At 71.9% G+C, this 25,033-nt stretch carries 22 protein-coding genes and 1 riboswitch; of the genes, 15 read left to right on the top strand and 7 right to left on the bottom strand.

From position 1 onward, the window contains the following. Positions 1–20 precede the first annotated feature (20 nt). The 3 genes from ACGFNI_RS25555 to ACGFNI_RS25545 all read left to right on the top strand — a co-directional run bounded on the left by ACGFNI_RS25555 (position 21) and on the right by ACGFNI_RS25545 (position 3,520). Positions 21–1,403: a M16 family metallopeptidase gene (locus ACGFNI_RS25555; protein ID WP_393687062.1), complete on the top strand. Its 1,383-nt coding sequence runs from the start codon at positions 21–23 to the stop codon at positions 1,401–1,403. Between the two features lie 227 nt (positions 1,404–1,630). Then, a riboswitch (cyclic di-AMP (ydaO/yuaA leader) is annotated at positions 1,631–1,787 on the top strand. Positions 1,788–1,799: 12 nt separating this feature from the next. Next, a complete protein-coding gene (locus tag ACGFNI_RS25550; RefSeq protein WP_393686972.1) occupies positions 1,800–2,600 on the top strand; it encodes a M23 family metallopeptidase in 801 nt (266 codons plus the stop codon). 230 nt (positions 2,601–2,830) lie between these two features. Continuing rightward, positions 2,831–3,520 (top strand): GntR family transcriptional regulator, encoded by a 690-nt coding sequence (locus ACGFNI_RS25545; protein ID WP_393686971.1) that lies wholly within the window; start codon positions 2,831–2,833, stop codon positions 3,518–3,520. Positions 3,521–3,892: 372 nt separating this feature from the next. On the opposite strand, the gene ACGFNI_RS25540 is transcribed toward ACGFNI_RS25545, so the two are convergent. Further along, on the bottom strand, positions 3,893–4,174 hold the full coding sequence (locus tag ACGFNI_RS25540; RefSeq protein WP_393686970.1) for an HPr family phosphocarrier protein: 282 nt from the start codon (positions 4,172–4,174) through the stop codon (positions 3,893–3,895). Between the two features lie 233 nt (positions 4,175–4,407). Between ACGFNI_RS25540 and ACGFNI_RS25535 the strand changes: the two genes are divergently transcribed. The 4 genes from ACGFNI_RS25535 to ACGFNI_RS25520 all read left to right on the top strand — a co-directional run bounded on the left by ACGFNI_RS25535 (position 4,408) and on the right by ACGFNI_RS25520 (position 10,114). Further along, entirely contained in the window at positions 4,408–7,353 is a 2,946-nt protein-coding gene (locus tag ACGFNI_RS25535) for a GNAT family N-acetyltransferase (protein ID WP_393686969.1), read from the top strand. 267 nt (positions 7,354–7,620) lie between these two features. Then, entirely contained in the window at positions 7,621–8,214 is a 594-nt protein-coding gene (locus tag ACGFNI_RS25530; RefSeq protein ID WP_393686968.1) for a DUF5998 family protein, read from the top strand. After that, positions 8,214–9,404 (top strand): alkaline phosphatase family protein, encoded by a 1,191-nt coding sequence (locus ACGFNI_RS25525; protein WP_393686967.1) that lies wholly within the window; start codon positions 8,214–8,216, stop codon positions 9,402–9,404. Before ACGFNI_RS25530 ends, ACGFNI_RS25525 begins: the two co-directional genes overlap by 1 nt. A 56-nt stretch (positions 9,405–9,460) precedes the next feature. Then, positions 9,461–10,114 (top strand): thymidine kinase, encoded by a 654-nt coding sequence (locus ACGFNI_RS25520; RefSeq protein WP_393686966.1) that lies wholly within the window; start codon positions 9,461–9,463, stop codon positions 10,112–10,114. A gap of 7 nt (positions 10,115–10,121) precedes the next feature. Here ACGFNI_RS25520 and ACGFNI_RS25515 read toward each other — a convergent pair whose 3' ends face one another. Further along, positions 10,122–10,898 (bottom strand): VOC family protein, encoded by a 777-nt coding sequence (locus ACGFNI_RS25515; RefSeq protein WP_393686965.1) that lies wholly within the window; start codon positions 10,896–10,898, stop codon positions 10,122–10,124. Positions 10,899–11,154: 256 nt separating this feature from the next. Here ACGFNI_RS25515 and ACGFNI_RS25510 point away from each other — a divergent pair, with 256 nt between their 5' ends. After that, complete coding sequence (locus ACGFNI_RS25510; protein WP_393686964.1) at positions 11,155–11,991, top strand: sulfurtransferase; 837 nt, start codon at positions 11,155–11,157, stop codon at positions 11,989–11,991. A gap of 78 nt (positions 11,992–12,069) precedes the next feature. Here the strand turns inward: ACGFNI_RS25510 and sepH are convergent, their stop codons facing one another. Then, positions 12,070–13,137, bottom strand: a complete 1,068-nt coding sequence (sepH, locus tag ACGFNI_RS25505) for a septation protein SepH (RefSeq protein ID WP_393686963.1) — start codon at positions 13,135–13,137, stop codon at positions 12,070–12,072. Between the two features lie 499 nt (positions 13,138–13,636). On the opposite strand from sepH, the gene ACGFNI_RS25500 reads away from it, so the two are divergent. Further along, positions 13,637–14,821: a hypothetical protein gene (locus ACGFNI_RS25500; RefSeq protein WP_393686962.1), complete on the top strand. Its 1,185-nt coding sequence runs from the start codon at positions 13,637–13,639 to the stop codon at positions 14,819–14,821. Between the two features lie 69 nt (positions 14,822–14,890). Here ACGFNI_RS25500 and ACGFNI_RS25495 read toward each other — a convergent pair whose 3' ends face one another. Continuing rightward, a complete protein-coding gene (locus ACGFNI_RS25495) occupies positions 14,891–16,231 on the bottom strand; it encodes a D-arabinono-1,4-lactone oxidase (RefSeq protein WP_393686961.1) in 1,341 nt (446 codons plus the stop codon). A gap of 583 nt (positions 16,232–16,814) precedes the next feature. After that, complete coding sequence (locus ACGFNI_RS25490) at positions 16,815–18,086, bottom strand: MFS transporter (RefSeq protein ID WP_393686960.1); 1,272 nt, start codon at positions 18,084–18,086, stop codon at positions 16,815–16,817. A gap of 225 nt (positions 18,087–18,311) precedes the next feature. Between ACGFNI_RS25490 and ACGFNI_RS25485 the strand changes: the two genes are divergently transcribed. Both ACGFNI_RS25485 and ACGFNI_RS25480 read left to right on the top strand, forming a co-directional pair. Beyond that, positions 18,312–19,463 (top strand): ferrochelatase, encoded by a 1,152-nt coding sequence (locus ACGFNI_RS25485; protein WP_393686959.1) that lies wholly within the window; start codon positions 18,312–18,314, stop codon positions 19,461–19,463. A 73-nt stretch (positions 19,464–19,536) separates the two neighbouring features. Then, a complete protein-coding gene (locus ACGFNI_RS25480) occupies positions 19,537–20,337 on the top strand; it encodes an inositol monophosphatase family protein (RefSeq protein ID WP_393686958.1) in 801 nt (266 codons plus the stop codon). A gap of 73 nt (positions 20,338–20,410) precedes the next feature. Here the strand turns inward: ACGFNI_RS25480 and ACGFNI_RS25475 are convergent, their stop codons facing one another. Continuing rightward, positions 20,411–20,644 (bottom strand): hypothetical protein, encoded by a 234-nt coding sequence (locus ACGFNI_RS25475; RefSeq protein WP_393687070.1) that lies wholly within the window; start codon positions 20,642–20,644, stop codon positions 20,411–20,413. 245 nt (positions 20,645–20,889) lie between these two features. Here ACGFNI_RS25475 and ACGFNI_RS25470 point away from each other — a divergent pair, with 245 nt between their 5' ends. From ACGFNI_RS25470 to ACGFNI_RS25455, 4 genes are all read left to right on the top strand, one after another. After that, positions 20,890–21,543 (top strand): response regulator transcription factor, encoded by a 654-nt coding sequence (locus ACGFNI_RS25470; RefSeq protein ID WP_227044348.1) that lies wholly within the window; start codon positions 20,890–20,892, stop codon positions 21,541–21,543. A gap of 6 nt (positions 21,544–21,549) precedes the next feature. Further along, positions 21,550–22,818, top strand: a complete 1,269-nt coding sequence (locus ACGFNI_RS25465) for a sensor histidine kinase (RefSeq protein ID WP_393686957.1) — start codon at positions 21,550–21,552, stop codon at positions 22,816–22,818. A gap of 561 nt (positions 22,819–23,379) precedes the next feature. After that, on the top strand, positions 23,380–23,682 hold the full coding sequence (locus ACGFNI_RS25460; RefSeq protein ID WP_016575747.1) for a DUF4193 domain-containing protein: 303 nt from the start codon (positions 23,380–23,382) through the stop codon (positions 23,680–23,682). 102 nt (positions 23,683–23,784) lie between these two features. After that, positions 23,785–24,513, top strand: coding sequence for a hypothetical protein (locus ACGFNI_RS25455; RefSeq protein WP_393686956.1), 729 nt, complete (start codon positions 23,785–23,787; stop codon positions 24,511–24,513). 75 nt (positions 24,514–24,588) lie between these two features. On the opposite strand, the gene ACGFNI_RS25450 is transcribed toward ACGFNI_RS25455, so the two are convergent. Then, complete coding sequence (locus tag ACGFNI_RS25450; protein WP_393686955.1) at positions 24,589–25,032, bottom strand: DUF3093 domain-containing protein; 444 nt, start codon at positions 25,030–25,032, stop codon at positions 24,589–24,591. Position 25,033: the final 1 nt, after the last annotated feature.

The raw sequence follows: 25,033 nt of genomic DNA, 5'->3' as shown, positions 1-25,033 counted from the left end.
CAGATTCCGCCATGACCGCGATGGAGTTCCACCCGCAGCCCCGGGGTGGCGCGCCCAAGCCGTGGGCCTTCCCCGCGCCCGAGCGCGGCGCGCTGCCCAACGGGCTTACGGTGCTGCGCAGTCACCGTCCCGGGCAGCAGGTCGTCGCCGTCGAGATCGACATCGTCGCGCCCCTGGAGTCCGAGCCCGAGGGGCTCGACGGCGTTGCCACGATCATGGCGCGCGCCCTGTCCGAGGGCACGGACAAGCACGACGCCGAGGCATTCGCCGCCGAACTGGAGCGCTGCGGCGCGACCCTGGACGCGCACGCCGACCACCCCGGTGTCCGGGTCTCCCTCGAAGTGCCGGCCTCCCGGCTGCCCCGCGCGCTCGGCCTGCTCGCCGACGCGCTGCGCGCCCCGGCCTTCCCCGACAGCGAGGTCGAGCGTCTGGTCCGCAACCGCCTGGACGAGATCCCGCACGAGCTCGCCAACCCGGCGCGGCGTGCCGCGGTGGCGCTGTCCAGGGAGCTGTTCCCGGCCGCCTCCCGGATGTCGCGGCCCCGCCAGGGCACCGAGGAGACCGTCGAGCGTATCGACGCCCCCGCGGTGCGGGCCTTCTACGAGGCCCACGTGCGCCCCGCCACGGCCACCGCCGTCATCGTCGGCGACTTCACCGGTGTCGACGTGGACGCCGCCCTCGCCGAGACCCTCGGCACCTGGACCGGCTCGCTCGCCGAACCGGTCACCCCCTCGCCGATCACCGCCGACGACACCGGCCGCGTGGTGATCGTGGACCGCCCCGGTGCCGTCCAGACGCAGCTGCTCATCGGCCGTATCGGCGCCGACCGGCACGACCGGGTGTGGCCCGCGCAGGTGCTCGGCACGTACTGCCTGGGCGGCACCCTCACCTCGCGGCTCGACCGTGTGCTGCGCGAGGAGAAGGGCTACACCTACGGGGTGCGCGCCTTCGGCCAGGTGCTGCGCTCCTCGGCGCCCGATGCCCCCGGGGGGCACACGGGTGCCGCGATGCTCGCCATCAGCGGCTCGGTGGACACCGCCTCCACCGGCCCGGCGCTCGACGACCTGTGGACGGTGCTGCGCACCCTCGCGGCGGAGGGCCTGACGGACGCCGAGCGGGACGTCGCCGTGCAGAACCTCGTCGGCGTCGCGCCGCTCCGGTACGAGACCGCAGCGGCGGTCGCCGGGACGCTCGCCGACCAGGTGGAGCAGCACCTGCCGGACGACTTCCAGGCGCAGTTGTACGCGCGGCTGGCCGAGACCGGCACGGTCGAGGCGACGGCCGCGGTGGTCAGCGCGTTCCCGGTGGACCGGCTGGTGACGGTCCTGGTCGGTGACGCGGCGCAGATCGCCGAGCCGGTCAAGGCGCTGGGCATCGGCGAGGTGACGGTCGTCAGCGGCTGACGTGCCGACAGGACGGTTGCCGTAGGGGGCCGTCCATGGAGCGACACAGGGGCTCCCGGGGTGTTCAACCGCCCCGGGAGCCCCTTTATGTCCGCATTTTCCCCGGCTGGTTGCGTGGTGCAGGTGTGGCGCTTCGCACAAACTGCCGGTTCTGTTTGCCGATCGAAAGACGCCCCGATTAGCGTCAACCCCGCTGTTCGTCAGCCGTACGCCGCAACCGTGGCACCGGACAGTCATCGCCGAGTCCCCGTACGGCGCGAGCCAGGGGAGCCGGGGACCCACATGTCCCCTGGGGTGAATCGGGTGCCTCTCCGGAGGAGCCCGTAGGAGACCTTCCTGCTCCGAACCCGTCAGCTAACCCGGTAGGCGAGAAGGAAGGAAAGGACAAGCCAGCACATGGCGTTCACCCGTGCCACCGGGAAGCACCGTCGTCCGAGCCGCACCGCGCGGACGACCCGCAACATCGCCGGCATAGCCGGTCTCGCCGCCACCGGCGTCGTCGCCTCCGTGGCCTCGCCCGCGCTGGCCGCCACGGCCCCCGCGAGCCCCCAGGACGCCGGCCTCGCGCACGCGGTCGTCCTCGGCGACGAACTCGCCGACCACGTCGCGGCGCAGGCCGACGCGCAGCAGGCCGTCGCCGAGGTCGCAGCGGCGAAGGAGAAGGCCGAGGCCGAGGCCAAGAAGCAGGCCGAAGAGGCCAAGCGCCGCGCGCAGGAAGCCAAGGAGAAGGCCGAGAAGGAGCGCGAGGCCAAGGCCCGTGCCGCCCGCGAGGAGGAGCGCAAGCGCCTCAACGCCTTCGTCGCGCCTGTTACCGGCTCGTATGTCTCCACCGCCTACAAGGCGTCCAGCGGACTGTGGTCATCCGGCAGCCACACCGGCATCGACTTCCACGCCGCCACCGGGACGCCCGTCCACGCCGTGGGCGCGGGCACCGTCGTCGAAGCCGGCGCCGGCGGCGCGTACGGCAACAACATCGTCATCAAGATGAACGACGGCACCTACACCCAGTACGGCCACATGTCGTCGCTCGGCGTCTCCGTCGGCCAGAGCGTCACACCGGGCCAGCAGATCGGTCTCTCCGGCGCCACCGGCAACGTCACCGGCCCGCACCTGCACTTCGAGGCCCGCACCGGCCCGGACTACGGGTCGGACATCGACCCGATCGCCTACCTCCGCTCGCACGGCGTCAACGTCTGACGTTCCGCACGCGAAGACGCCGAAGCCCCGCCCGCAGGCACCTCCCGCGGCCGGGGCTTCGGCGTATCCGCAGGCGGACGGACGGGTGCGGCCTTCGGGCACAGCGCCGCATGGCCAAAAGATATCCATGAAGGAACGAACGCATCCGAAAAGCCACCGCCTTCGAATAGAGTTGCCAAAAGGCCGTCGCTCGGCGGCGTTTCCCGGGAATGACGGCGGAGGCACCCACGATGCGAGGCCATATTTCCGCGCAGGTCGTCTGCACGGCAATTCGCGAGGACATCGTCTCCGGTGCGCTGGCGCCTGGCAGGCGACTCGTCGAGGACATTCTTGCGGCCCGTTACGGCGTCTCCCGCGTCCCGGTCCGTGAGGCGCTGCGCACCCTGCAGTCCGAAGGGTTCGTCACCACGCGGCATCACGTCGGCGCCTGCGTCGCCGAACCGACCGCCCAGGAGGCGGCCGACCTGCTGGACCTGCGCGCGCTGCTGGAGCCGCTGGGCGCCGCCCGCGCGGCCACCCGGCGTACGGAAGCCCACCTCAAGGTGCTGCGCGGCCTGGTGCGGCTGGGCCGCGAAAGGACCCGTCACGCGCACCCGGCCGACCTGCCGCAACTGGACGGCTGGTTCCACGAGACGCTCGCCCAGGCGGCCGGCAGCCCCAGCCTGACCGCGCTGCTGACCCAACTGCGGCGGAAGATCGAGTGGATGTACGTCGTGGAGACCCCGCCCCGGTCGTCGCAAGCGTGGGACGACCACGGCGCGGTGCTGGACGCGGTCGCCAGGGGTGACGCGGACCGGGCACGTGCCCTGATGGCGGCTCACGTCGAACGGTCCTCCCCGGGGTACCGGCTGCGTCACCCGGCCACACCCGCGGTGAGGCAAACGAAACGACCCGTCAACACGGAGCGCGTCCGTTCTTAACAAGGGGACCGTATACCTGTGGTATTCGGGAACGTATATAGCGGGTGCGGGGTGCGGTCGACAGAAAGAGTTGAAATTCGGGGGAGAGGGAATCACGGGCGGAAGCGATTCCATTGTTTCCGGCGAACTCGGCGAACTCGGCGAACTCGGCGAACTCGGTGATGCGGGTGCGGGCCGGCACGATATGGGCGCGTAGGTCATTCCTTCCCGCGAATGCGGCAGCAGCCTCGGAATTCCTTATGGGTTTCCACCGCCCCGCCCGCCACTCGTCGGCGCCCGCTGTAACGGAACGGCCCCGTCGCGGCGACCGTGATGGTCGCTGCGACGGGGCCGTTTGCCGAGAGGCGGTGGACTCGAAGAGCCCGCGGCGGCTCAGACGGTCTCGGGGAGCTCTTCCAGGCCCTCCGTGACCAGCTTCGCCAGGCGGTCGAGCGCGGCGTCCGCGCCCTCCGCGTCGGAGGCGAGCACGATCTCCTCGCCACCCTGGGCGCCCAGGCTCAGAACGGCGAGCATCGAGGCTGCGTTGACCGGGTTGCCGTCGGTCTTGGCGATCGTCAGGGGAACGCCGGCGGCGGTGGCCGCACGGACGAAGATCGAGGCGGGGCGGGCGTGCAGACCCTCGGCCCAACCGACATTGACGCGGCGCTCAGCCATGGTGTTGCCCTTCAAGTCGTAACGGTTGTCTAGACCAGTGTCTCACGCTGCGGCGCGTGGTCCAGCAGCCCTTCGACCCGACTTTCCCACCACCCTTTCCGGCGCGCCCGTGCCCCGTCCCGGAGTGCGGACGTGGCGCTTCCGGGCGTGCTCCCGAACCCCCGCGGACCGACCGGCGGCAGGCGGGCACGCATGCCGAGCCGGTTGTCGGTGCCCGGTCGTACGCTGTCCGCATGCAGAATCCGCCGGACCACGCATACCCGACCCACTGGGAAGCCGACGTGGTGCTGCGCGACGGCGGCACGGCACGGATCCGCCCGATCACCCCCGACGACGCCGCACGCCTGGTCTCCTTCTACGAACAGGTCTCGGACGAGTCGAAGTACTACCGCTTCTTCGCGCCCTACCCCCGCCTCTCCGACCGCGATGTGCACCGCTTCACCCACCACGACTACGTGGACCGGGTCGGCCTGGCGGCCACCGTGGGCGGCGAGTTCATCGCCACCGTCCGCTACGACCGGATCAACGACCAGGGGCTGCCCGCCAAGAACCCCGGGGACGACCAGGCGGAGGTCGCCTTCCTGGTGCAGGACGCCCACCAGGGGCGCGGTGTCGCCTCCGCCCTCCTGGAGCACATCGCAGCCGTCGCCCGCGAACGCGGCGTCCGCAGGTTCGCCGCCGAAGTGCTGCCGGCGAACACCAAGATGATCAAGGTGTTCACGGACGCCGGCTACACCCAGAAGCGCACGTTCGAAGACGGCGTGGTCCGGCTGGAATTCGACCTCGAACCCACCGAGCAGTCCATGGCCGTCATGCGCGGCCGGGAACAGCGCGCCGAAGCCCGCTCCATGCAGCGGCTGCTCGCCCCCGGCTCGGTCGCCGTCGTGGGCACCGGCCGCGCACCGGGAGGCGTCGGCCGCACAGCGCTGCGCAACCTCCTCGACTCCGGCTTCACCGGCCGCACTTACGCCGTCAACCACGCCTTTCCCGCGGACACCGACCGGCTCGACCCGGAAGGCGTACCGGCCGTGCGCTCGCTGCGGGAGATCTCCGGGCCGGTCGACCTCGCGGTCATCGCGGTGCCCGCCGACCGCGTCCCCGAGGTCGTCGAGGACTGCGGCGAACACGGCGTGCAGGGCGTCCTGATCCTCTCGTCCGGCTACGCCGAGGCCGGGCCCGAAGGCCGGGAACGCCAGCGCGCCCTGGTGCGCCAGGCCCGCTCCTACGGCATGCGGCTGATCGGCCCCAACGCCTTCGGCCTGATCAACACCGCCCCCGGGGTCAGGCTGAACGCCTCCTTCGCACCGATGATGCCCGGCGCCGGCCGCATCGGCCTGTTCACCCAGTCAGGCGCGATCGGCATCGCCCTGCTCAGCGGGCTGCACGACCGCGGCCCCGGGGACGGCGGCATCGCCGGCATCTCCACCTTCGTCTCGGCGGGCAACCGTGCCGACGCCTCCGGGAACGACCTCCTCCAGTACTGGTACGACGACCCGGACACCGACGTCGTGATCCTCTACCTGGAATCGATCGGCAACCCGCGCAAGTTCACCCGGCTCGCCCGCCGCACCGCAGCCGTCAAACCGGTCGTCGTCGCCAAGGGGGCGCGCCACCACGGCACCGCACCTCCCGGCCACACCGTCCCCACCGTCCGCATCCCCGACAGCACCGTCTCCGCCCTGATGCGCCAGGCCGGCGTGATCCGCGTCGACACGGTCACCGAACTCATCGACGCGGGACTGCTGCTCGCTTCCCAGCCGCTGCCCGCCGGGCCGCGCATCGGCATCCTCGGCAACTCCGAGGCGCTGTCGCTGCTGGCCTACGACGCCTGCCTGACCGAAGGGCTGCGCCCGCAGCGCCCCCGGGTGCTCCCCTCCGCCGCGACCCCGGACGACTTCCGCACCGCGCTCGCCGAGACGCTCGCGGCCGACGGCTGCGACGCCGTCGTCGTCACGGCGATCCCTTGGGTGGGCGAGGGAAACGCGATCTCCCCGGGCGAGGGCGCCGCACTCGCCGCCTCCTTGCGCACGGCCGCCGCGGGCGATCCGACGAAGCCGGTGGCCGTCGTACACCTGGCCATGGACACCGTCGCCGAGGCCCTGGCCGCCCCTGCCACCGGACCGGCGGCCACCGGACCGGCCCCCGCCCCCGCCGCCACGGAACCCCCACCCGACGCGACTCCGCCCCCGGAAGACACCGGGCCGCCGGCATCCCCCGGGTACGCCCCGCCCTCCGGCCCTCCCACAATGAGCCGACCCGCCGCGCCCGATGCCCCACCCCGTCCCGCGCCGCGCCAGGAAGGCATCCGCATCCCGGCCTACCCCGCCGCCGAGCGTGCCGTCCGCGCGCTCGCCGAAGCGGTCCGCTACGCCGCCTGGCGCCGGGAAGCCGCCGAGCCGGGCCGGGTGCCCGCGTACGACGACATCCAGGAGGCCGCGGCCGGCGCCGACATCGAGCGGCTGCTGGAGCGGCTCGCGCCCGTGGCGGGCCGTTCGGTTCCGCTGCCGCCCGAGGATGCCGCCGCCCTCCTCGCCCGCTACGGCGTGCCCACCCACCCCTCGCTGCCCGCCCCCGACCCGGACGCCGCCGTCCGCGCCGCCGACCACCTCGGCTACCCGGTCGCCCTCAAGACCACCGCCCCCCACCTGCGCCACCGCTCCGACCTCGGGGGCGTCCGCCTCGACATCGCCAACGCGACCGAACTGCGCCGCACCTACGCGGAGCTGACCGCCTTCCTCGGCTCACCGGAAGAGCTGCGCCCGGTCGTCCAGGCGATGGTGCCGCGCGGCGTCGACACGGTCATCCGCGCCGCCATCGACCCGGCGGCCGGCGCGGTGCTCTCCTTCGGCCTGGCCGGCGCCCCCTCCCAGCTCCTGGGTGACATCGCGCACCGCCTCATCCCGGCGACCGACCGGGACGTCGACGAACAGATCCGCTCCATCCGGGCCGCCCCGCTGCTCTTCGGCTGGCGCGGATCCCAGCCCGTGGACACCTCGTCGCTGGCCCAGCTGCTGCTGCGGGTCTCCCGGCTCGTCGACGACCACCCCGAGGTCGTCGGCGTCGACCTCGAACCGGTCGTCGTCGCCCCGCGGGGCCTGTCCGTCCTCGGAGCGTCCGTCCGGCTGGCCAGCCCGCCCGCCACCACCGACCTCGGCCCCCGCCGACTGCCCGCCTACTGACGCGCACCGGACGCGGGCGACCAGGAGGGGACGAGAGACAAGGAGTCGCGGAACCGACGGCACGAGCCCGCACCCGCACGCACCGCGCCGCCCGTGGCCGTGGCCATGCCCGTGCCCCCGATCCCGCCCGCGCGGACGGCCTCCGGGTGGCCCCCGGCCGCGTCCGGCCCGCCTCCGGGCCCGCGCGGTGCGCCGCTCGCACGCCGGTGCGGAATACCCCGTCCGACGCGTCCTGCTGCCCCCGCCACGCCCCGTAAGATGGATGCCATGGCTAAGACCGGTACGACGACCCAGGGGCTGCGCGCGGCGATCGAGCGCAGCGGCTATTACCCGGCCCTCGTGGCCGAGGCGGTGCAAGCCGCGGTCGGCGGCGAGCCGGTCGTGGCGTACCTGGTGCACCAGGAGACGACCTTCGACGCCAACGAGGTCCGCCGCCATGTGACCGTCCTGGTCCTCACCGACACCCGCTTCATCGTCAGCCACACCGACGAGCAGGCCGCCGACGCCACCTCGCCGTCCCCCTACGCCACCACCTCCACGGAGTCCGTCAAGCTCGGCCGGATCTCCTCGGTCGTGCTGAGCCGGGTGGTCGCCAATCCGGAGTCGTACACTCCGGGCCAGCTGCCCCGCGAGGTCGTCCTCACCATCGGCTGGGGCGCGGTCGCGCGCCTCGACCTGGAGCCCGCCACCTGCGGCGACCCCAACTGCGAGGCGGACCACGGCTACACCGGCTCCTCCACCGCCGACGACCTCTCGCTGCGGGTCAGTGAGGCGGGCGACGGCCCCGACTCGGTCCGCGAGACGCTCACCTTCGCCCAGGCGCTCTCCGAGGCCACCGCGGCCACCACCAGCACCCGCTGATGGTGTACACCGCCAACGCCTGGCCGGAACCCGAACCGCTCGACCCGCTCGCCGCGCCCCCGCCCGCCTACGGCACCGGCTCGCTCGCCGACCTGCTCCCCGCCATCGCCGCGGGGCAGGGCCTGCCCGGCCTCGGCACGGCCATGGAACTCGCCCCCGCGGACCGCGTCTGCGTTTTCCTCATCGACGGCCTCGGCTGGGAACTGCTGCGCGCCCACCCCGATGAGGCACCGTTCCTCACCTCCCTCCTGGGGACGTCGTTCAACGGCAGCGGCCGTCCGCTCACCGCCGGTTTCCCCTCCACCACCGCCACCTCGCTCGCCTCGGTCGGCACCGGCCTGCCGCCTGGCGCCCACGGCCTGCTCGGCTACACCTGCGAGAACCCGGCGACCGGCGCTCTGATGAACCAGCTGCGCTGGCAGCCCTGGACCGACCCGTACACCTGGCAGCCGCACCCGACGGTCTTCCAGCAGGCCGACGCGGCGGGCATCCACACCTGCCAGGTGTCCGCGCCGCACTTCCAGCAGACGCCCCTCACCAAGATCGCCCTGAGCGGCGGGACGTTCCACGGCAGGCTCACCGGCGAGGAGCGTATGGACCTCGCCGCCCGGCAGCTCGCCGCAGGCGACCGCTCGCTGGTCTACACGTACTACGCCGAGGTCGACGGCAACGGACACCGCTACGGCGTGAACTCCGACGCCTGGCGCGGCCAGTTGATGTACGTCGACCGCCTCGCGCAGCGGCTCGCCGAGCAACTCCCGCCGCGCAGCGCCCTGTACGTCACCGCCGACCACGGCATGATCGACATCCCCTTCGACCCCGACTCCCGGATCGACTTCGACGAGGACTGGGAACTGCGCGCCGGCGTACGCCTGCTGGGCGGCGAAGGACGCGCCCGGCACGTCTACGCCCACCCAGGTGCCGCCGCCGACGTGCTCGCCGTGTGGCGTGAGGTCGTCGGCGAGCAGATGTGGGTGGCGAGCCGCGACGAGGCCATCGCCGCCGGCTGGTTCGGGCCGCACGTCGACGACCGGGTCCGCGCCCGCATCGGCGACGTCGTGGCGGCGGCACACGCCGACATGGTGATCATCGCGAGCGAGCGCGAGCCAGGCGAATCGCAGATGACCGGCATGCACGGTTCGATGACCCCCGTGGAGCAGCTGGTTCCGCTCCTGGAGGTCCGTACCTGACCGCGTCACCACCCCGCCGCTGTGCCCGTACGAGCCCGAAAGGCCCGCAACTCCCCATGCCCGAGCTGGTGTTCTTCTCCGGAACGATGGACTGCGGAAAGAGCACCCTCGCTCTGCAGATCGAGCACAACCGCTCGGCCCGCGGGCTACAGGGCCTGATCTACACCCGTAACGACCGGGCCGGCCACGGCAAGCTCTCCTCCCGCCTCGGGCTGGTCACGGAAGCCGTCGAGGCGGCCGACGACATGGACTTCTACACCCACATCGTCGGCCGTCTCAGCTCCGGCGGCCGGGTCGACTACGTCATCGCCGACGAGGCCCAGTTTCTCGCCCCCGAACAGGTCGACCAGCTCGCCCGGGTCGTCGACGACCTCGCGCTGGACGTCTTCGCGTTCGGCATCACCACGGACTTCCGCAGCAAGCTCTTCCCCGGCTCCCAGCGCCTGGTCGAACTGGCCGACCGGATAGAGGTACTTCAGGTCGAGGCGCTCTGCTGGTGCGGCGCGCGGGCCACACACAATGCCCGCACGGTCGGCGGCCGGATGGTCGTCGAGGGTGCCCAGGTCGTCGTCGGCGATGTCGACAACCGGCAGGCGGACGTCGGCTACGAGGTGCTGTGCCGGCGCCACCATCGCCGCCGCCAGACCTCGGCGACCGCCCACGCCGCCGCCCTCTCCCCGGACGTCCTCCCGGTCGACGCGTCCCGATAGGGCCCCGTCAGGCGGCCGGCTGGACGAGCGTGAAGACGGCGCCCTCACTGTCGGCGGCCACCGCCAGCCGCCCGTGGGCGGAGTCCCGGGGTGCGTGCAGCACCTGCCCGCCCAGCTCGACGACCCGCCTCGCCGCGGTGTCGGTGTCCGGGACGGCGAAGTACGTCATCCAGTGCGCACCGCGGTCCGGCGGCAGCGCCTGCCCCACGCCGTGGATACCGGCCACCGCCTGCCCGTTGAGGCACAGGGTCAGGTAGTCGAAGTCGGCCGAGACCACGGCCTGCGAGGTGTAGCCGAAGACGTTCTCGTAGAACGGGCCGACCGCATGGGTTTCCTGGGTGACCAGTTCGTTCCACACCGGAGTGCCAGGCTCGCCGACGGCAGCCGTGCCGGTCATCGCTCTCCCTTGCCAGATACCGAAGACCGCGCCCTGCGGGTCGACGGCGATCGCCATCCGGCCGGCGTCGTCCGCGTCCAGCGGCCCGACCCCCACCGTCCCGCCGCAGCAGCGGATCTGCTCGGCGGTCGCGTCCGCGTCGTCACTGGCCAGATAAGTGGTCCAGGCGCCTGGCAGTTGCCGGTCGGGCGCCAGTTCGCCGAGTCCCGCCACCTCCCTCCCGTTGATGAACGCCCTGGCGTACGGCCCCAAGTGCTGCGGGCCCGGTCGGAACTCCCAGTCGAAAAGCGCGCCGTAGAACTCCTGCGTCGCGGACAGACTGTGTGCCATGAGGCTCACCCAGCAGGGTGCGCCGGACATCCGCCGAGTCGCTGCCTCGGTCGTCATCGTCACTCTCTCCTCGGACCATTGGGATGGTGGCCATGTGTGTGGGGGGATGGGTGCAAGACCCGACCAGATGCTCGCACCAGGTGACCCACCGTGCGCCCCGGCCGCGCCGTTGCTGCCGGGTTCGTGCGGGAGAATGACCGTTTTTGCCGGTGCACATCCGGTTCGGCGGCCGAACCGGCCGACGCAACTCCGTCATACGCAGGGTGGGCACCCGCCTTCTGTACGTAGCCATCTCTACGCAAGGATGCGACCCATGAATCACCTCATCACCGCTCCCGAACTCGCGAACACGTTGTCGACGGGCACACCGCCCGCCCTCCTGGACGTCCGCTGGCAGCTCGGTGGCCCGCCCGGCCGCCCTCAGTACGCGACAGGACACCTGCCCGGCGCGGTCTACGTCGACCTCGACACGGAACTGGCCGGGCCCCCGGGAGCCGACGGCCGCCACCCGCTGCCGTATCTCGCGGTCTTCGCCGACGCCATGCGGGCGGCCGGCGTCCGCAGCGACCGCCCTGTGGTCGTGTACGACGCCGGGCAGGGCTGGGCCGCGGCCCGCGCCTGGTGGCTGCTGCGCTGGGCAGGTCACCCCGATGTGCGGGTGCTGGACGGCGGGTTGGCCTCCTGGACGGCGTCGGGAGCCACTCTGACGAGTGAGATTCCGGTACCGTCCGCCGGTGACTTCACCCCTGCACCGGGCGCACTGCCGGTGCTGACGGCGGACGAGGCCGCCGCACTGGCACGAACCGGCGTCCTCCTGGACGCACGCGCCGCCGAACGCTACCGGGGCGACGTCGAGCCCATCGACCGCGTCGGCGGTCACATCCCGGGCGCGGTCAGCGCACCCACGACCGAGAACGTCACCGAGGACGGCACCTTCCGCGGCACCGGCGCCCTCGCGGCGCGCTTCGCGGCACTGGGCGCCAAGGACGGCGCCGAGGTCGGTGTCTACTGCGGTTCCGGCGTCTCCGCCGCTCACGAGGTGCTCGCCCTGGCGGTCGCCGGCATCCCGGCCGCGCTGTACGTCGGGTCGTGGAGCGCCTGGTCGTCCGACGCGTCCCGCCCGGTGGCCACCGGCGGCCTGCCCGGCTGAGCCGGACCGCGCAGCCGAACCGCCCGCCCCGTACGGCACGGGGCGGGGCGGGCGGTTTCGCGCGGGTGCGGCGTCTCGCTATTCGGGCTTCTTGCGCCGGGTGCCGAAGACGATCTCGTCCCAACTGGGTACCGCGGCACGGCGTCCCGGCCGGACACCGTCGGCCTCGGCCTGCCGGTCGGTCGTTCCGGTCAGCCGGTCACGGTGGCCGGCGACGGCCCGCGGCATCAGCACGTCGGCGTACGCGGAGCCGGCACCTGCGCTGGCCGCAGGCGCGGCCGGCTCCTCGACCTCGTCCTCCTCCGGCTCGTCGATCGGCGGCGCCTTGACGGTCTCCGGCACGACCATGTCGCCGCGGAAGCTGGGCACCGCCTCCAGCAGGCTGGTCAGCGAATCCCGCTCGCGTTCCCCGACAGCTTCCTCGGGAACCCGCGGCTCGGCCTCCTCCTCGGCCGGAGCGGTACGTTCCGCGCGCTCGCGGTCCGGCATCTGCCGGTCCAGAGCGCGGTCCAGCGGCCGGTCACGCGGCAGCCGCGCGATCCGGGGCACGAACGGGAAGCTCGGCTCGGGAGTGTCGTCGGCCTCACCGATCAGCGCCCGCGCCTCGTCGTCCACGGCCTGGACGAGCCGCCGCGGCGGGTCGTACGTCCAGCTCGCGGAGTGCGGCTCGGTGGCGACGCGGTAGACCAGCAGCACTTCCCAGGTGCCGTCGTCCCGGCGCCAGGAGTCCCACTGGGCACTGTCCTTGTCGGCGCCGCGCAGCAGCATGCGCTCGGCGACCGCCTCGCCGAGCTGCGGCCCGGTGTTCTCGCCGGGGCGTCGTACGGGGGTCTTGCGGGCACGCTCGGCCATGAAGGCGCGCTCGGCGAGTACCGGGCCCTCGAAGCGGCGCACCCGCTCGACCGGGATGCCGGCGAGCTGGGCGACTTCCTCCGCGGAAGAGCCGGCTCTTATACGCGCCTGGATGTCCCGCGGCCTGAGGTGGCTCTCGACCTCGATCTCGATCTGGCCGAGACGCGCACGGTCGTTGCGGACGGCGGCGCGCAGCCGCTCGTCGATCGGAAGCGTGTACTCGGTGCTGTCCGCAGCTTTGAGCACCAGCCGTGTGCCGTCGTTGGAGACGGCCACGACACGCAGTTCGGGCATGGGGACCTCCCGGGTGGTGCCTGCCGACGTCACGTGCGTCGCTGCTTCCGCTAGTCGAGTGTGGCCTGCCCGGGTGCAGCCTGCCACAACATTGCCGAGTTGCCCGGCGTGTCGGACCTTGGCCCGTAAACGCCGTGGTGACACGGTTACCTGTTCGCAACGCTCGGTGACCGTACCGCCTGCCCTGGGACCGATCACCCGTGCCGAGCAGCGGCGCCCCAGGGCGGGTGCCGCCTGTAGGGCCCCTTCCCGTGAGTCCGGGCAGCCGGACGGGATCCCGGGGCCAGGGCTCGCCACAGTACTCCATTCGGGCCACTGAGGTGCACCGCCGCGCCGCTGAAGTTCTGGTGCGGAAACGGAGTTGGGTCGCCTTGTCGATCTCTCTACCGCGACCACAGGTGGCAAGGTTCACAGAATCTCCAGATCCGGAACTAATCACTTCGCCTAAAAGTTCCTTACCTGCGCAAGGTGGAGCGAAAATGTCGATCAAGGGCTGGAGATGGACGAAAAAACCGAAAGCGACGCGAAGAAAAAGGAGAAACGGATCGACCTGAGCGTGCCTCAGGTTGCGGGCAGTGCTCTCGCGGCGGCGATCGCCGCCTTCCTCGCGGGTCAGCTCGGCGTCTACGGAACCATCATCGGCGCGGGTGTGGTCAGCGTTGTGGCCACGACCGGCGGCTCGGTCTTCCAGCATCTGTTCCGGCGGACGGGGGAGCAGCTCAAGGAGGCGAAGGTCACCACCCGGCCCAGGCCGCGGCGCACGGCCGACGCCAGCCCCGCCACCCGGGGAGCGCCTCAGGCCGACGCGACGACGGTGCTCCCGACGTTCGACAGGCAGGGCGCCGAGGACGAGGTCACCTCCGTCGCCGCCCGCCGGTCCGGCTCCGGTGCGGCTCCCGGCAACGACCGTACGCAGCTGCTGCGACGCCCCGACGCCACCCGGCCGTCCGCCGAGGACGACGCGGCGACCCGGATGCTGCGGGCCGCCGGCACGGACGCGACCCGCGCGCTGCGGAAGACGGACGGCGCCGACGCGGGCCGCGCCACCGACCGTACGCAGCTGGTGCCGCGGCTCGACGACCACACCATGGCGCTCGGCCGGGCGGACGCCCCGGACGTGCGCGGCGGCGCGGGCCCGGCGGTTTTGGGGGCGACCGATGAGGTCAGCACCGCGACGTACGGCACCCGGCTGCGGGGCTGGCGGCGGCCGGCGCTCGCCACGCTCGGCATCTTCGTGCTCTCCATGGGTGTGGTCACCGGCGTCGAACTGATCACGGGGGAGACCCCGAGCGGCGGTCAGGGCACCACCCTGGGCAACCTCACCCGCACCGGTGGCTCCCACCGGCAGGCCCCCGAAACGCCGCAGACGCCCGACCCGGGACAGTCCGACGGCACCGACACCGGCACCGGACACGGCAGCAGCGGCCCCACCCCGGACCCCAGCAGCTCCGGCGACACCGGCAAGGGAACGGGAACGGGCAGCGGCACCGGCAAGGAGACGCCGACGCCGACCGCCACCCCATCCGACGGCGGCACGCCCTCGACGGGCCCCACCACAAACCCGGACCCCAGCGCATCGACGGGCGACGGCAGTGGCACCGGCGACGGATCCACCGGCCAGAGCGAGCAGGACCGGCAGAGCGACCAGTCCGCCACGCAACCGCCGGCGCCCGACGCCTCCTGACCCGCACCTCTCTGCACTACGGCCGCGGTCCGGCACCCTCTCCGGGTGCCGGACCGCGGCCGTACCGCGTCAGGAACCGAGCACCCGCCGCAGGTAGCTGTTGCCGAACCGGCGCTCCGGATCCAGCCGGTCGCGCACCGCGGTGAACGCGTCGAACCGCGGATAGACGCCCGCCAGGTAGTCGGCGTCGCGGGTGTGCAGCTTGCCCCAGTGCGGGCGACCCGCGTGCGCCGTCATGATCCGCTCGACGGCCGCGAAGTACGCCTGGTGCGGCGTGCCGCGGTACATGTGCACCGCGATGTAGACGGTGTCGCGGCCGGACGCTGTCGACAGCGGCAGGTCGTCGGCCGGCGCGGTCCGCACCTCCACCGGGAAGCTGACCTTGAAGGGGGACCGTTCGACGAGCGTCTTCAGCTCCCGCAGCGCCTCGGCCGCGGCGGACCGGGGCAGCGCGTACTCCATCTCAAGGAACCGCACCCGCCGCGGCGAGGTGAAGACCTTGTACGGGATGTCGGTGTACGTACGGGCCGACAGGGCGCGGCTGGAGACCTTCGCGATACCGGGGACCGCCGCGGGCACGGCCCGTCCGACGGAGCAGGCGACCTGGAAGACCCCGTTGGACAGCAGCTCGTCCTCGATCCAGCCGCTGATCCTGCCGGGCGGTGCGGCCGGGCCCTGGCTGCGGTTGTTGCGCTTGGTGTTGCAGCTGCCGGTGTGCGGGAACCAGTAGAACTCGAAGTGCTCGTTCTCGGCGACCAGTTCGTCGAAGCGGCCGGTCACCTCGTCGAAGCCCATCGGCTCCTCGCGGGCGGTCAGCAGGAACTCCGGCTCCACGGCGAACGTCAGCTCGCTGACCACGCCCAGGGCGCCGAGGCCCAGCCGGGCCGCGTCGAAGACGTCCGGGTTCTCCTTCGCGGAGCAGCGGAGCACCGAGCCGTCGGCAGTGACCAGTTCCAGGGCGGTGATCTGGGCGGCGAGCGAGGCGGAGTCGCGTCCGGTGCCGTGGGTGCCGGTGCTGGTGGCGCCGGAGACGGTCTGCTCCATGATGTCGCCCATGTTGGTCAGCGACAGTCCGTGCGCGGCCAGAGTCCGGTTGAGATGCACGAGGGGTGTGCCCGCGGCGACGGTCACCGTTCCTGCCGTCCGGTCGATCGTGCGCACACCGGTCAGCCGGTCCGGGCGCACCAGCAGTCCGTCGGTGGCGGCGGCCGAGGTGAAGGAGTGGCCGGTGCCGACGGCCTTGACGGTCAGTCCGTCGTCGACGGCGGTGCGGACGGCGGTCGCCAACTCCTCGGTGCTGGAGGGGGTCACGGTGCGGGCGGGGCGGGTGGTGACGTTGCCCGCCCAGTTGCGCCACGGCCCTCCCGAGCCGCGTCCTCCCGAGCCGACGGCGGCGTTGCTGGCTGCCATGGTGACGTCCCCTCCCTCCGCGCGGGCGGTCCCACGGACCGCCGTTGGTGTGAGCTGAGCGCATGATGCCAGTCACCGCAGGCCCGTCCCGGTGAGGTGACGGGAATCACATGATCAAGGAATCGGTGGTAATCGCCCGGCTCCGGGACATGTCACACCGACTGCGCGGCGATTGCGTCCGCCAGGAGGTGGGTGGGTTCACACGGGCTGCCAGGAGGTGGGTTGGTTCACATGGGCCGCAAGGAGGCGGGTCGGGGTGTCGGCGGCTGCGGCGACTGTGATGCCGCGGTGACTGTCGCGTCTCGGGCGGACGTGAGTCCGCAGGAGCCGCAAGGGGGCGGCTGGTTGCTGTCGTCCGCCCGGGGCGGCCGGGTGTGGGCGGTCCGTAACAGTGGCCCGCAAGGAGACTGTTGGTTTACGTGAGCCTCCTGAGGGCGGCTTACTTCCGGTGGTTCTCCAGGAGGCGGCTTGGTTCACGTGGTCCACGCAGCGTGGACCACAAGGAGCAGCTCGGTTCGGGTGGGCCACAAGGAGGCGGCTGGTTTCATGAGGCCGCCCGGGGGCGGGCGGCTCGCGCGCGTGATTACCGCACCCGCTCCCCGTCGGGCCGTTCGTCCTGCGGGGCGGGGCCGCCCCGTTCCGCGATGATGGTGACCGCCGGCTGCGCACCCGCGGCCCCCGGGCGGAGCCTGCGGAATCCGACGAGCGCCACCACCGCGGCGAGCACACCCGCCACGCACGGCACCAGGTAGCCCCGGCCCGCGCCCGCGGCGTCCACGACCCAGCCGCCCGCCGAAGAGCCCAGCGCGACACCCACCGCGAGGCCGGTGCTCGTCCACGTCATGCCTTCGGTCAGCTTCGCCCGCGGTACGTGTTCCTCGACCAGCGCCATCGTCGTCACCATCGTCGGCGCGACCGACAGACCCGCCACGAACAACGCCACCGCCAACAGCGGCAGCGACCCCACCAGTTGCAGCGGCACCATGCTCACCGCCATCACGCACAGCCCCGCCACCCACCGGCGGGACGGATGTCCCTTGAGGTGCAGCAGCCCGAACACGGCGCCCGCCAGGCACGAGCCGAGCGCGTAGACCGACAGCACCAGACTGGCGGCCCCCTTGTGGCCCTTCTCCTCCGCGAACGCGACGGTCACCACGTCGATCGCCCCGAAGATCGCACCGGTGGACACGAACGTCGCCACCAGCACCTGCAGCCCCTTGGACCGCAGCGCCGACCCCTTGGCGTGCTGCTCACGCGGCTGCGGCACCGGTTCCGTCGCCCGCTGGGCCGTCAGCCAGAACACCCCGGCCACCAGGAAGAGGGCTGCCAGCAGCGGCCCGGACTCCGGGAACCACACCGTGCACAGCCCGATCGACAGGATCGGGCCGAAGATGAAGCAGCACTCGTCGACGATCGATTCCCAGGAGTACGCGGTGTGCAGCTCGCGCGGTGAGCCGCGGTAGAGCTCCGCCCAGCGCGCCCGGATCATCGACCCCACACTCGGCACACAGCCCGCGGCGGCTGCGAAGACGAACAGCGTCCAGTCCGCCCACCGTTGCTGCGCGCTGACCAGCAGTCCGGCGACCGCGGCGACTGACACCAGCGTCGCCGGACGCAGCACCGGACGCTGGCCGTACCGGTCCACCAGCCGGGAGATCTGCGGCCCGAACAGCGCGGCGGACAGCGCGAGGGTCGCGGAGAGCGCGCCCGCCAGGCCGTAACGGCCGGTCAGCTGGGACACCATCGTGACCACGCCGATGCCCAGCATCGACAGCGGCATCCGCCCCAGGAGCCCGGCGGCGGAGAAGGACTTGGTACCGGGCGGGCCGAAGATGGCGCGGTAGGGACTGGGCAACGGGGGGCGCTCCGCCGGATGAGGACCGAAGATCGGTAAGGAACGAACAGGGCCGATACAGCTTACGGGGACCGGAGAGCGCCCGCCTCCGATTTTCCGGCCGTCCGCGTACGGCCCGCGACGCCCGCGCAGGCAGCTGCCCCTGCGCCCCGTTCGCACACTCCCGGCCGACGGGGAGCGGGACCTGCCCGCCGTTCCCGGGGGAAGAGTGGGAGGATCGATGGCATGCCCGAACAGTACGATTCCCGTCCTTACGACGCCCTGCTGCTGCTCTCCTTCGGCGGCCCCGAAGGCCCCGACGACGTCGTCCCGTTCCTGGAGAACGTCACCCGCGGGCGCGGCATCCCCCGCGAGCGGCTCAAGGAGGTGGGGCAGCACTACTTCCTGTTCGGGGGAGTCAGCCCCATCAACGCCCAGAACCGGCAGCTGCTCGACGCGCTGCGCAAGGACTTCGCCGGGCACGGCCTGGACCTGCCCGTCTACTGGGGCAACCGCAACTGGGCGCCCTACCTGACGGACACCCTGCGCGCCATGGTGCGCGACGGCCACCGCCGCATCGCCGTCCTGGCGACCAGCGCCTACGCCTCGTACTCGGGCTGCCGCCAGTACCGCGAGAACCTCGCCGACGCGCTCACCACCCTGAAGACGGAGGGCCTGCCCGTCCCGCAGGTCGACAAGCTCCGGCACTACTTCAACCACCCGGGTTTCATCCGGCCGATGGTCGACGGCATCCTCGCCTCCCTCGCCGACCTGCCCGAGGAAGCGCGCCCCGGCGCCCACCTCGCCTTCACCACACACTCCATCCCCACCGCGGCTGCCGACACCTCGGGCCCCCCCGCGGACCACACCAGCGACGGCGAAGGCGGCGCCTACGTCGCCCAGCACCTGGCCGTGGCCCGGGTGATCGCGGACGCGGTGCGCGAGGAGACCGGTATCGACCACCCCTGGCAGCTCGTCTACCAGTCGCGCAGCGGCGCCCCGCACATCCCGTGGCTGGAACCCGACATCTGCGACCACCTCGAAGAGCTGCACGGCTCCGGTGTCCCGGCCGTCGTGATGGCCCCCATCGGCTTCGTCTCCGACCACATGGAGGTCAAGTACGACCTCGACACCGAGGCCACCGCCAAGGCCGCGGAGCTGGGCCTGCCGGTCGCCAGGTCGGCGACCGTCGGTGCCGACCCGCGCTTCGCCGCCGCCGTCCGTGACCTCGTCCTGGAACGCGCCGCCGCCGAGCGCGGTCGCACGCCGGAGCGCTGCGCCCTGGGCGCCCTCGCCGCCTCGCACGACCTGTGCCCGGTCGGCTGCTGCCCGGCGCGCGCCCCCCGCCCGGCCGCCGCCGGCGCCGACTGGCGGGGCCCCGCCGAAGCCCCGGCATAACGGCGCCCTCCCCGGCACCGCACCGCTCAGCCCGAACCCCGCCCGACCACCGCTCGCCCGAGCAAGGAGCACCGTGTCCGACCCGCTGTACGACGAACTTCTCCAGCTGGCACTCGAAGCCGCCCGCCGCGCCGGGCAGTTGCTGCGCGACGGCCGGCCCGCCGACCTCGGCGTGGCCGCCACGAAGACCAGCCCCATCGACGTCGTCACCGAGATGGACCTCGCCTCCGAGAAGCTGATCACCGAATTCCTCGCCGAGCGCCGCCCGCACGACGGTTTCCTGGGCGAGGAGGGCGCCAGCGTCGAGGGCAGCAGCGGCGTGCGCTGGGTCATCGACCCCGTCGACGGCACCGTCAACTACCTGTACGGGCTGCCCTCCTGGGCGGTGTCCATCGCCGCGGAGAAGGACGGCGAGTCCGTCGCGGGAGTGGTCGCGGCGCCCCTGCGCGGCGAGACCTACCACGCCGTGCTCGGCGGCGGCGCGTTCAACAACGGCGAGCGCATCCGCCACCGGCCCGCGCCGCCGCTCTCCCAGGCGCTGGTCGGTACCGGCTTCGGCTACCTCGCCGAGCGCCGCGCCGCCCAGGCCGATGTGGTGCGCACCCTGGTGCCGCAGGTCCGCGACATCCGCCGGGGCGGCTCGGCGGCGATCGACCTGTGCGACGTGGCCTGCGGTCGTCTGGACGCCTACTACGAGCGTGGCCTGAACCCGTGGGACCTGGCGGCCGGCGACCTCATCGCCCGCGAGGCGGGGGCGCTCACCGGAGGCCGGCCGGGCGACCCTCCCTCCCACGAGCTGACCGTCGCCGCGTCGCCGGAACTGTTCGGGACGCTCCAGCCGCTGCTGGAGGACCTGGGCGCCTGGCACGACTGACCGGCACGCGGCACGGCGGCGCCCCGGCACCCTTCACGGGTACCGGGGCGCACTTCCGTATACGGGCCTGTCGTCAGGCGCTCGCGGCGCTGACCTCCACGCCGTGCTCGGTGGCCAGGCGCTGGAGGTCCTCGAGTTCCGCCTGCTCGACCTCCGCGAGGAAGTCGTCGCCCGCCGCGCGAGCACGGTCCAGGTCGGCTTCGGTGTTCCTTATGCGCTGCAGAATTCCTGCGGTGAACGCGTCCATGGTGCGCCCCCTCGTCGTGGGTCGGGTGGCACGGGGTGTGCCGACGGGTGGGTCGATCACGGCATGGTCCCTGCGGACGGGTCGGTGGTGGACGCCGTCCAGGGCGTGATCGCGGGTGTGCAGTCGTCCTCCCCGCGGGCAACCTCAGGGAAACCTCAACCGGCCCGGGAATCCTGCCCATCGGGCCTTCGGCGCCCCTCCGCATCCCCCTTACCGCCGGTTTATGGCTCTTCGGGGCAGGATGGAAGGGCTCTGAGACATTGTTGTGCCCTGCCTGGCGGGGCCCCTGGGGAAGGAATTGCGACGTGCGTGTTCTCGTCGTCGAGGACGAGCAGCTGCTCGCCGATGCGGTGGCCACCGGACTACGCCGGGAGGCCATGGCCGTCGACGTGGTCTACGACGGCGCTGCCGCCTTGGAGAGAATCGCGGTCAACGACTACGACGTCGTCGTTCTGGACCGCGATCTTCCGCTCGTGCACGGCGATGACGTCTGCCGCCGGATCGTCGAGCTGGGGATCGCCACCCGCGTCCTGATGCTCACCGCGTCCGGGGACGTCAGCGACCGCGTCGAGGGCCTGGAGATCGGCGCGGACGACTACCTTCCGAAGCCGTTCGCCTTCACCGAGCTGACCGCCCGGGTGCGGGCCCTGGGACGCCGTACGACCGTCGCCCTGCCGCCCGTCCTGGAGCGGGCCGGAATCAAGCTCGACCCCAATCGCCGCGAGGTCTTCCGCGACGGCAGGGAGGTCCAGCTCGCCCCGAAGGAATTCGCGGTGCTGGAGGTGCTGATGCGCAGCGAGGGCACGGTCGTCTCGGCCGAACAGCTCCTGGAGAAGGCATGGGACGAGAACACCGATCCCTTCACCAACGTCGTCCGCGTCACCGTCATGACGCTGCGCCGCAAGCTCGGTGAACCCGCGGTGATCGTCACCGTCCCCGGCTCGGGATACCGGATCTGACCGCCGATGCCCTCGATGCCTTCCTTCTCGAAAGCGGCGCCCCAGCAGCCGCCCACACCGCCCAAGCCCACCTGGGATCCCAAACCGGTCAACGTCCGGCCCTTCCCCTGGCTGCGCCCCACCATCCGGATACGGCTCACGCTGCTGTACGGCGGCATGTTCCTGATGGCCGGAATCGTGCTGCTGACGATCATCTACATCCTGGCGGCCGACGCCCTGGGCACGGGCAACCAACTGCCCTTCAAGATCGACGGGGCGCGCGATCTGAGCGTCTCCAGCGCCACCTGCCCCGGGCTGTCCGCCGTGGGCACCATCGACCAGCTCAACCACGCGACCGCCGAATGCCTCCAGCACCAGCGCGCGCTCGCCCTCAACACCCTGCTCAACCGTTCTCTGCTGGCGTTGCTGGGGTTGACGATTGTGGCGTTCGCGTTCGGTTATGCGATGGCGGGGCGGGTGCTGTCGCCGTTGGGGCGGATTACGCGGACTGCGCAGCGGGTGGCTGGTTCGGATCTGCATCGTCGGATCGAGCTGGGTGGTCCTGATGATGAGTTGAAGGAGCTTTCGGACACGTTCGACGAGATGTTGGACCGTCTGGATCGTGCTTTTGAGTCGCAGCGGCGTTTTGTTGCCAATGCTTCGCATGAGTTGCGTACGCCGTTGGCGATCAATCGGACGTTGCTGGAGGTGCAGCTTGCGGATCCGGGTGCGTCGCCTGAGCTGACGCAGTTGGGCAAGACGCTGCTGGCGACGAATGAGCGCAGTGAGCAGTTGGTTGAGGGGTTGCTGCTGCTGGCTCGTAGCGAGAACAAGATCGTGGACAAGAAGCCGGTGGATCTGTCGGAGGTGGCGTCGCAGGCGGTGGAGCAGTCGCGGGGGGAGGCGCAGTCCCGGGGTGTGGAGTTCCGTGGGGTGCGTCAGCAGGTCTTCGTGCAGGGCAATGGTGTGCTGCTGGAGCGGATTGCGCTGAATCTGGTGCAGAACGCGGTGCGGTACAACGTGTCGCGTGAGGGTTGGGTGGAGGTTGCCACCGAGCCGCAGCCGGGGTGTGCGGTGCTGGTGGTCTCCAATACGGGGCCGGTGGTTCCGGCGTATGAGGTGGAGAACCTTTTCGAGCCGTTCCGCAGGTTGCGTACGGAGCGGACCGGTAGTGACAAGGGTGTGGGGCTGGGGTTGTCCATCGTGCGTTCCGTGGTGCGTGCTCATGACGGCAGCATTACGGCGGAGCCGCGTGAGGGCGGCGGGCTCACGATGCGGGTCGTCCTCCCGCTGTGACCGCCCTGCCGCTGTGACGGCGGTGCCCCGAGGGGCCCGCCGTGGCGGCTGTGCGGCTGCTGGAGGCGCGGAGCGGCGGCCCCGGCCTCCTCGGACGTTTGTGCGGCCGATCGCCCGCTGAGCGGCCGTACAGCCCTTCGGGGCCGGGTCACGGTTTGACGGGACGGTGGCGCGGCGGTCATCCTTCGCCGAGTTCGCTTTGCGCGGAATTCAGACGCCTTTCCCAGCCGTTCTCCTGTGTGTGATCGCTCACAGGAGCCGCATTCCGGGCATCAACTCTCCGTGATCAAAACACCCGGTGGAAAGCCGGGAAAATCCGGGTTTCCCGGGGCCCTGATCACGGGAAGTACACGTGATGGCATCCGCGCGATGCGACATTCGGACCGTGTACGGTCCTGTTCGCCATCCAAACCGATCACCTCGCCAGGGGTGCGGTTGGGTGTCGATTGAGTAACAGACCTTGATGTGAGGCAAAATCTCCGCCTCAGGTCGGGCACAAGTCCGGCCTCTCACGCGTTACGAGCGCTGAGACACCGCAGACACCCAGAGGGGGAGAGCGACATGGCTACGGATTACGACACCCCACGCAAGACAGATGATGACCTCAACGAGGACAGCATCGAGGAACTGAAGTCGCGGCGGAACGACAAGTCCGCCTCGGCCGTCGACGTCGACGAGTTCGAGCAGGCCGAGGGCCTGGAACTCCCCGGCGCCGACCTGTCCAACGAAGAGCTCGCCGTACGGGTCCTGCCCAAGCAGCAGGACGAATTCACGTGCATGAGCTGCTTCCTGGTCCACCACCGCAGCCAGCTCGCGGCGGAGGACAAGAACGGCAACCCGATCTGCCGCGACTGCGCGGCCTGAGGACCGGTCGACGCCGTGGCAGGCGTGAACCCGTTCCGTAAGGGCCACAAGGGCGTAAGAGGTCCGGCGGCCGGCGCACGATCACGCGAGGAAACCGCGCCCGTGCCCGCCGACCCGACCGCCCTTCCCGCGGAGCGGACGACCGGTGCACCGCAGGAGCGGGGCCGTGTGGCCTCGCTCGCGGTCAGGGTCGGCCGTGGCGCCCGAAAGGGCGGCGGGAGCGCGCGGGCCTCACTCGCCGCCATCGCCGACCGGCTGATCGCCACCGCCCCGCGCATCCCGGTCCGCGACCTCGCCACCCTGCGCGCCCAGTTCCCCGGACTGACCCACGAGGAACTCGCCGACAAGCTCGTCGCGGGCGCCACCAGGGCCACCGCAACGGTCGGCGCCGGTGTGGGCGCCGCCGCGATGCTGCCGGTGCCGCCCGCCATGCCGGCCGAGCTGGCCGCCGAAGTCGTCGGCGTGGCCTCGGTCGAGATCAAGCTCATCGCCGAACTCCACGAGGTCTACGGCCTGCGACCGCAGGGCACCCGCAAGCAGCGGGCCATGGCCTACCTCACGTCCTGGACCGGGGAACGCGGCATCGAGGTCACGAGACCGGCCACGGTGAACGTCGCGCTCGGCGGGCAGATGAAGCGCGAACTGCGCCAGCAGATCATGAAGCGGACGCTGCGCAATCTGCCCAACCTCACCCCGTTCCTGGTCGGCGCCGCGGTCGGCGCGTTCCTGAACCGCCGGGACACCGGAAAGCTCGCGGCGACCATCCGCAAGGACCTGCGCGCCCGGCAGGTGCCGTGGGACGCCCTTCCGGCCGCCCCGCGCACCCCCTGACCGGCCCGCAGGCACAGGACCGGCCGGGATCCGCTCCGCAGGCCGCCGCCCCCGTCCCGGCCCCCGTCCCGCAGGTCAGGCGCGAACGGCTGCCAGGGCCGCCACCAGACGCTCCGGCTCACGCGTCGACAGATACGCGTACGGCGTCGGGTCCGACGGATCATCGATCTCCACCCGCACCGCGGTACGGATGTAGCTGCGCAGCAGCATGAACGCACGGGCGTCGGCCTTGTGCGTACGCCAGGCCGCCGCCTCTTCCGCGTCCAGCGCCTCGGCCGCGCCCAGCGCCGTCAGCGGGATCTTCGCGTCGCCGGCGATCAGCGCGTCACCGACCACCCGGATCCGTGCCGAGCCGTACGTGCTCACCGCCACCGCGGACAGCGCCGCCCCGCCGATCAGCCCGCCGAGCATCGGCAGCGTCCCCACGGGGAGCAGCATCAGGGCGCAGGCGACACCGATCAGGGCGGCGATCACCCACCAGGAGCGGGGCGCGGTGAGACGTTCTTCGTACGGCTGCATG

This window comes from Streptomyces sp. NPDC048644, assembly GCF_043199105.1.
Classification (GTDB): domain Bacteria; phylum Actinomycetota; class Actinomycetes; order Streptomycetales; family Streptomycetaceae; genus Streptomyces.
The sequence above is the reverse complement of the archived record's forward strand: the minus strand, read 5'-3'. Positions and strand labels throughout refer to the sequence as shown.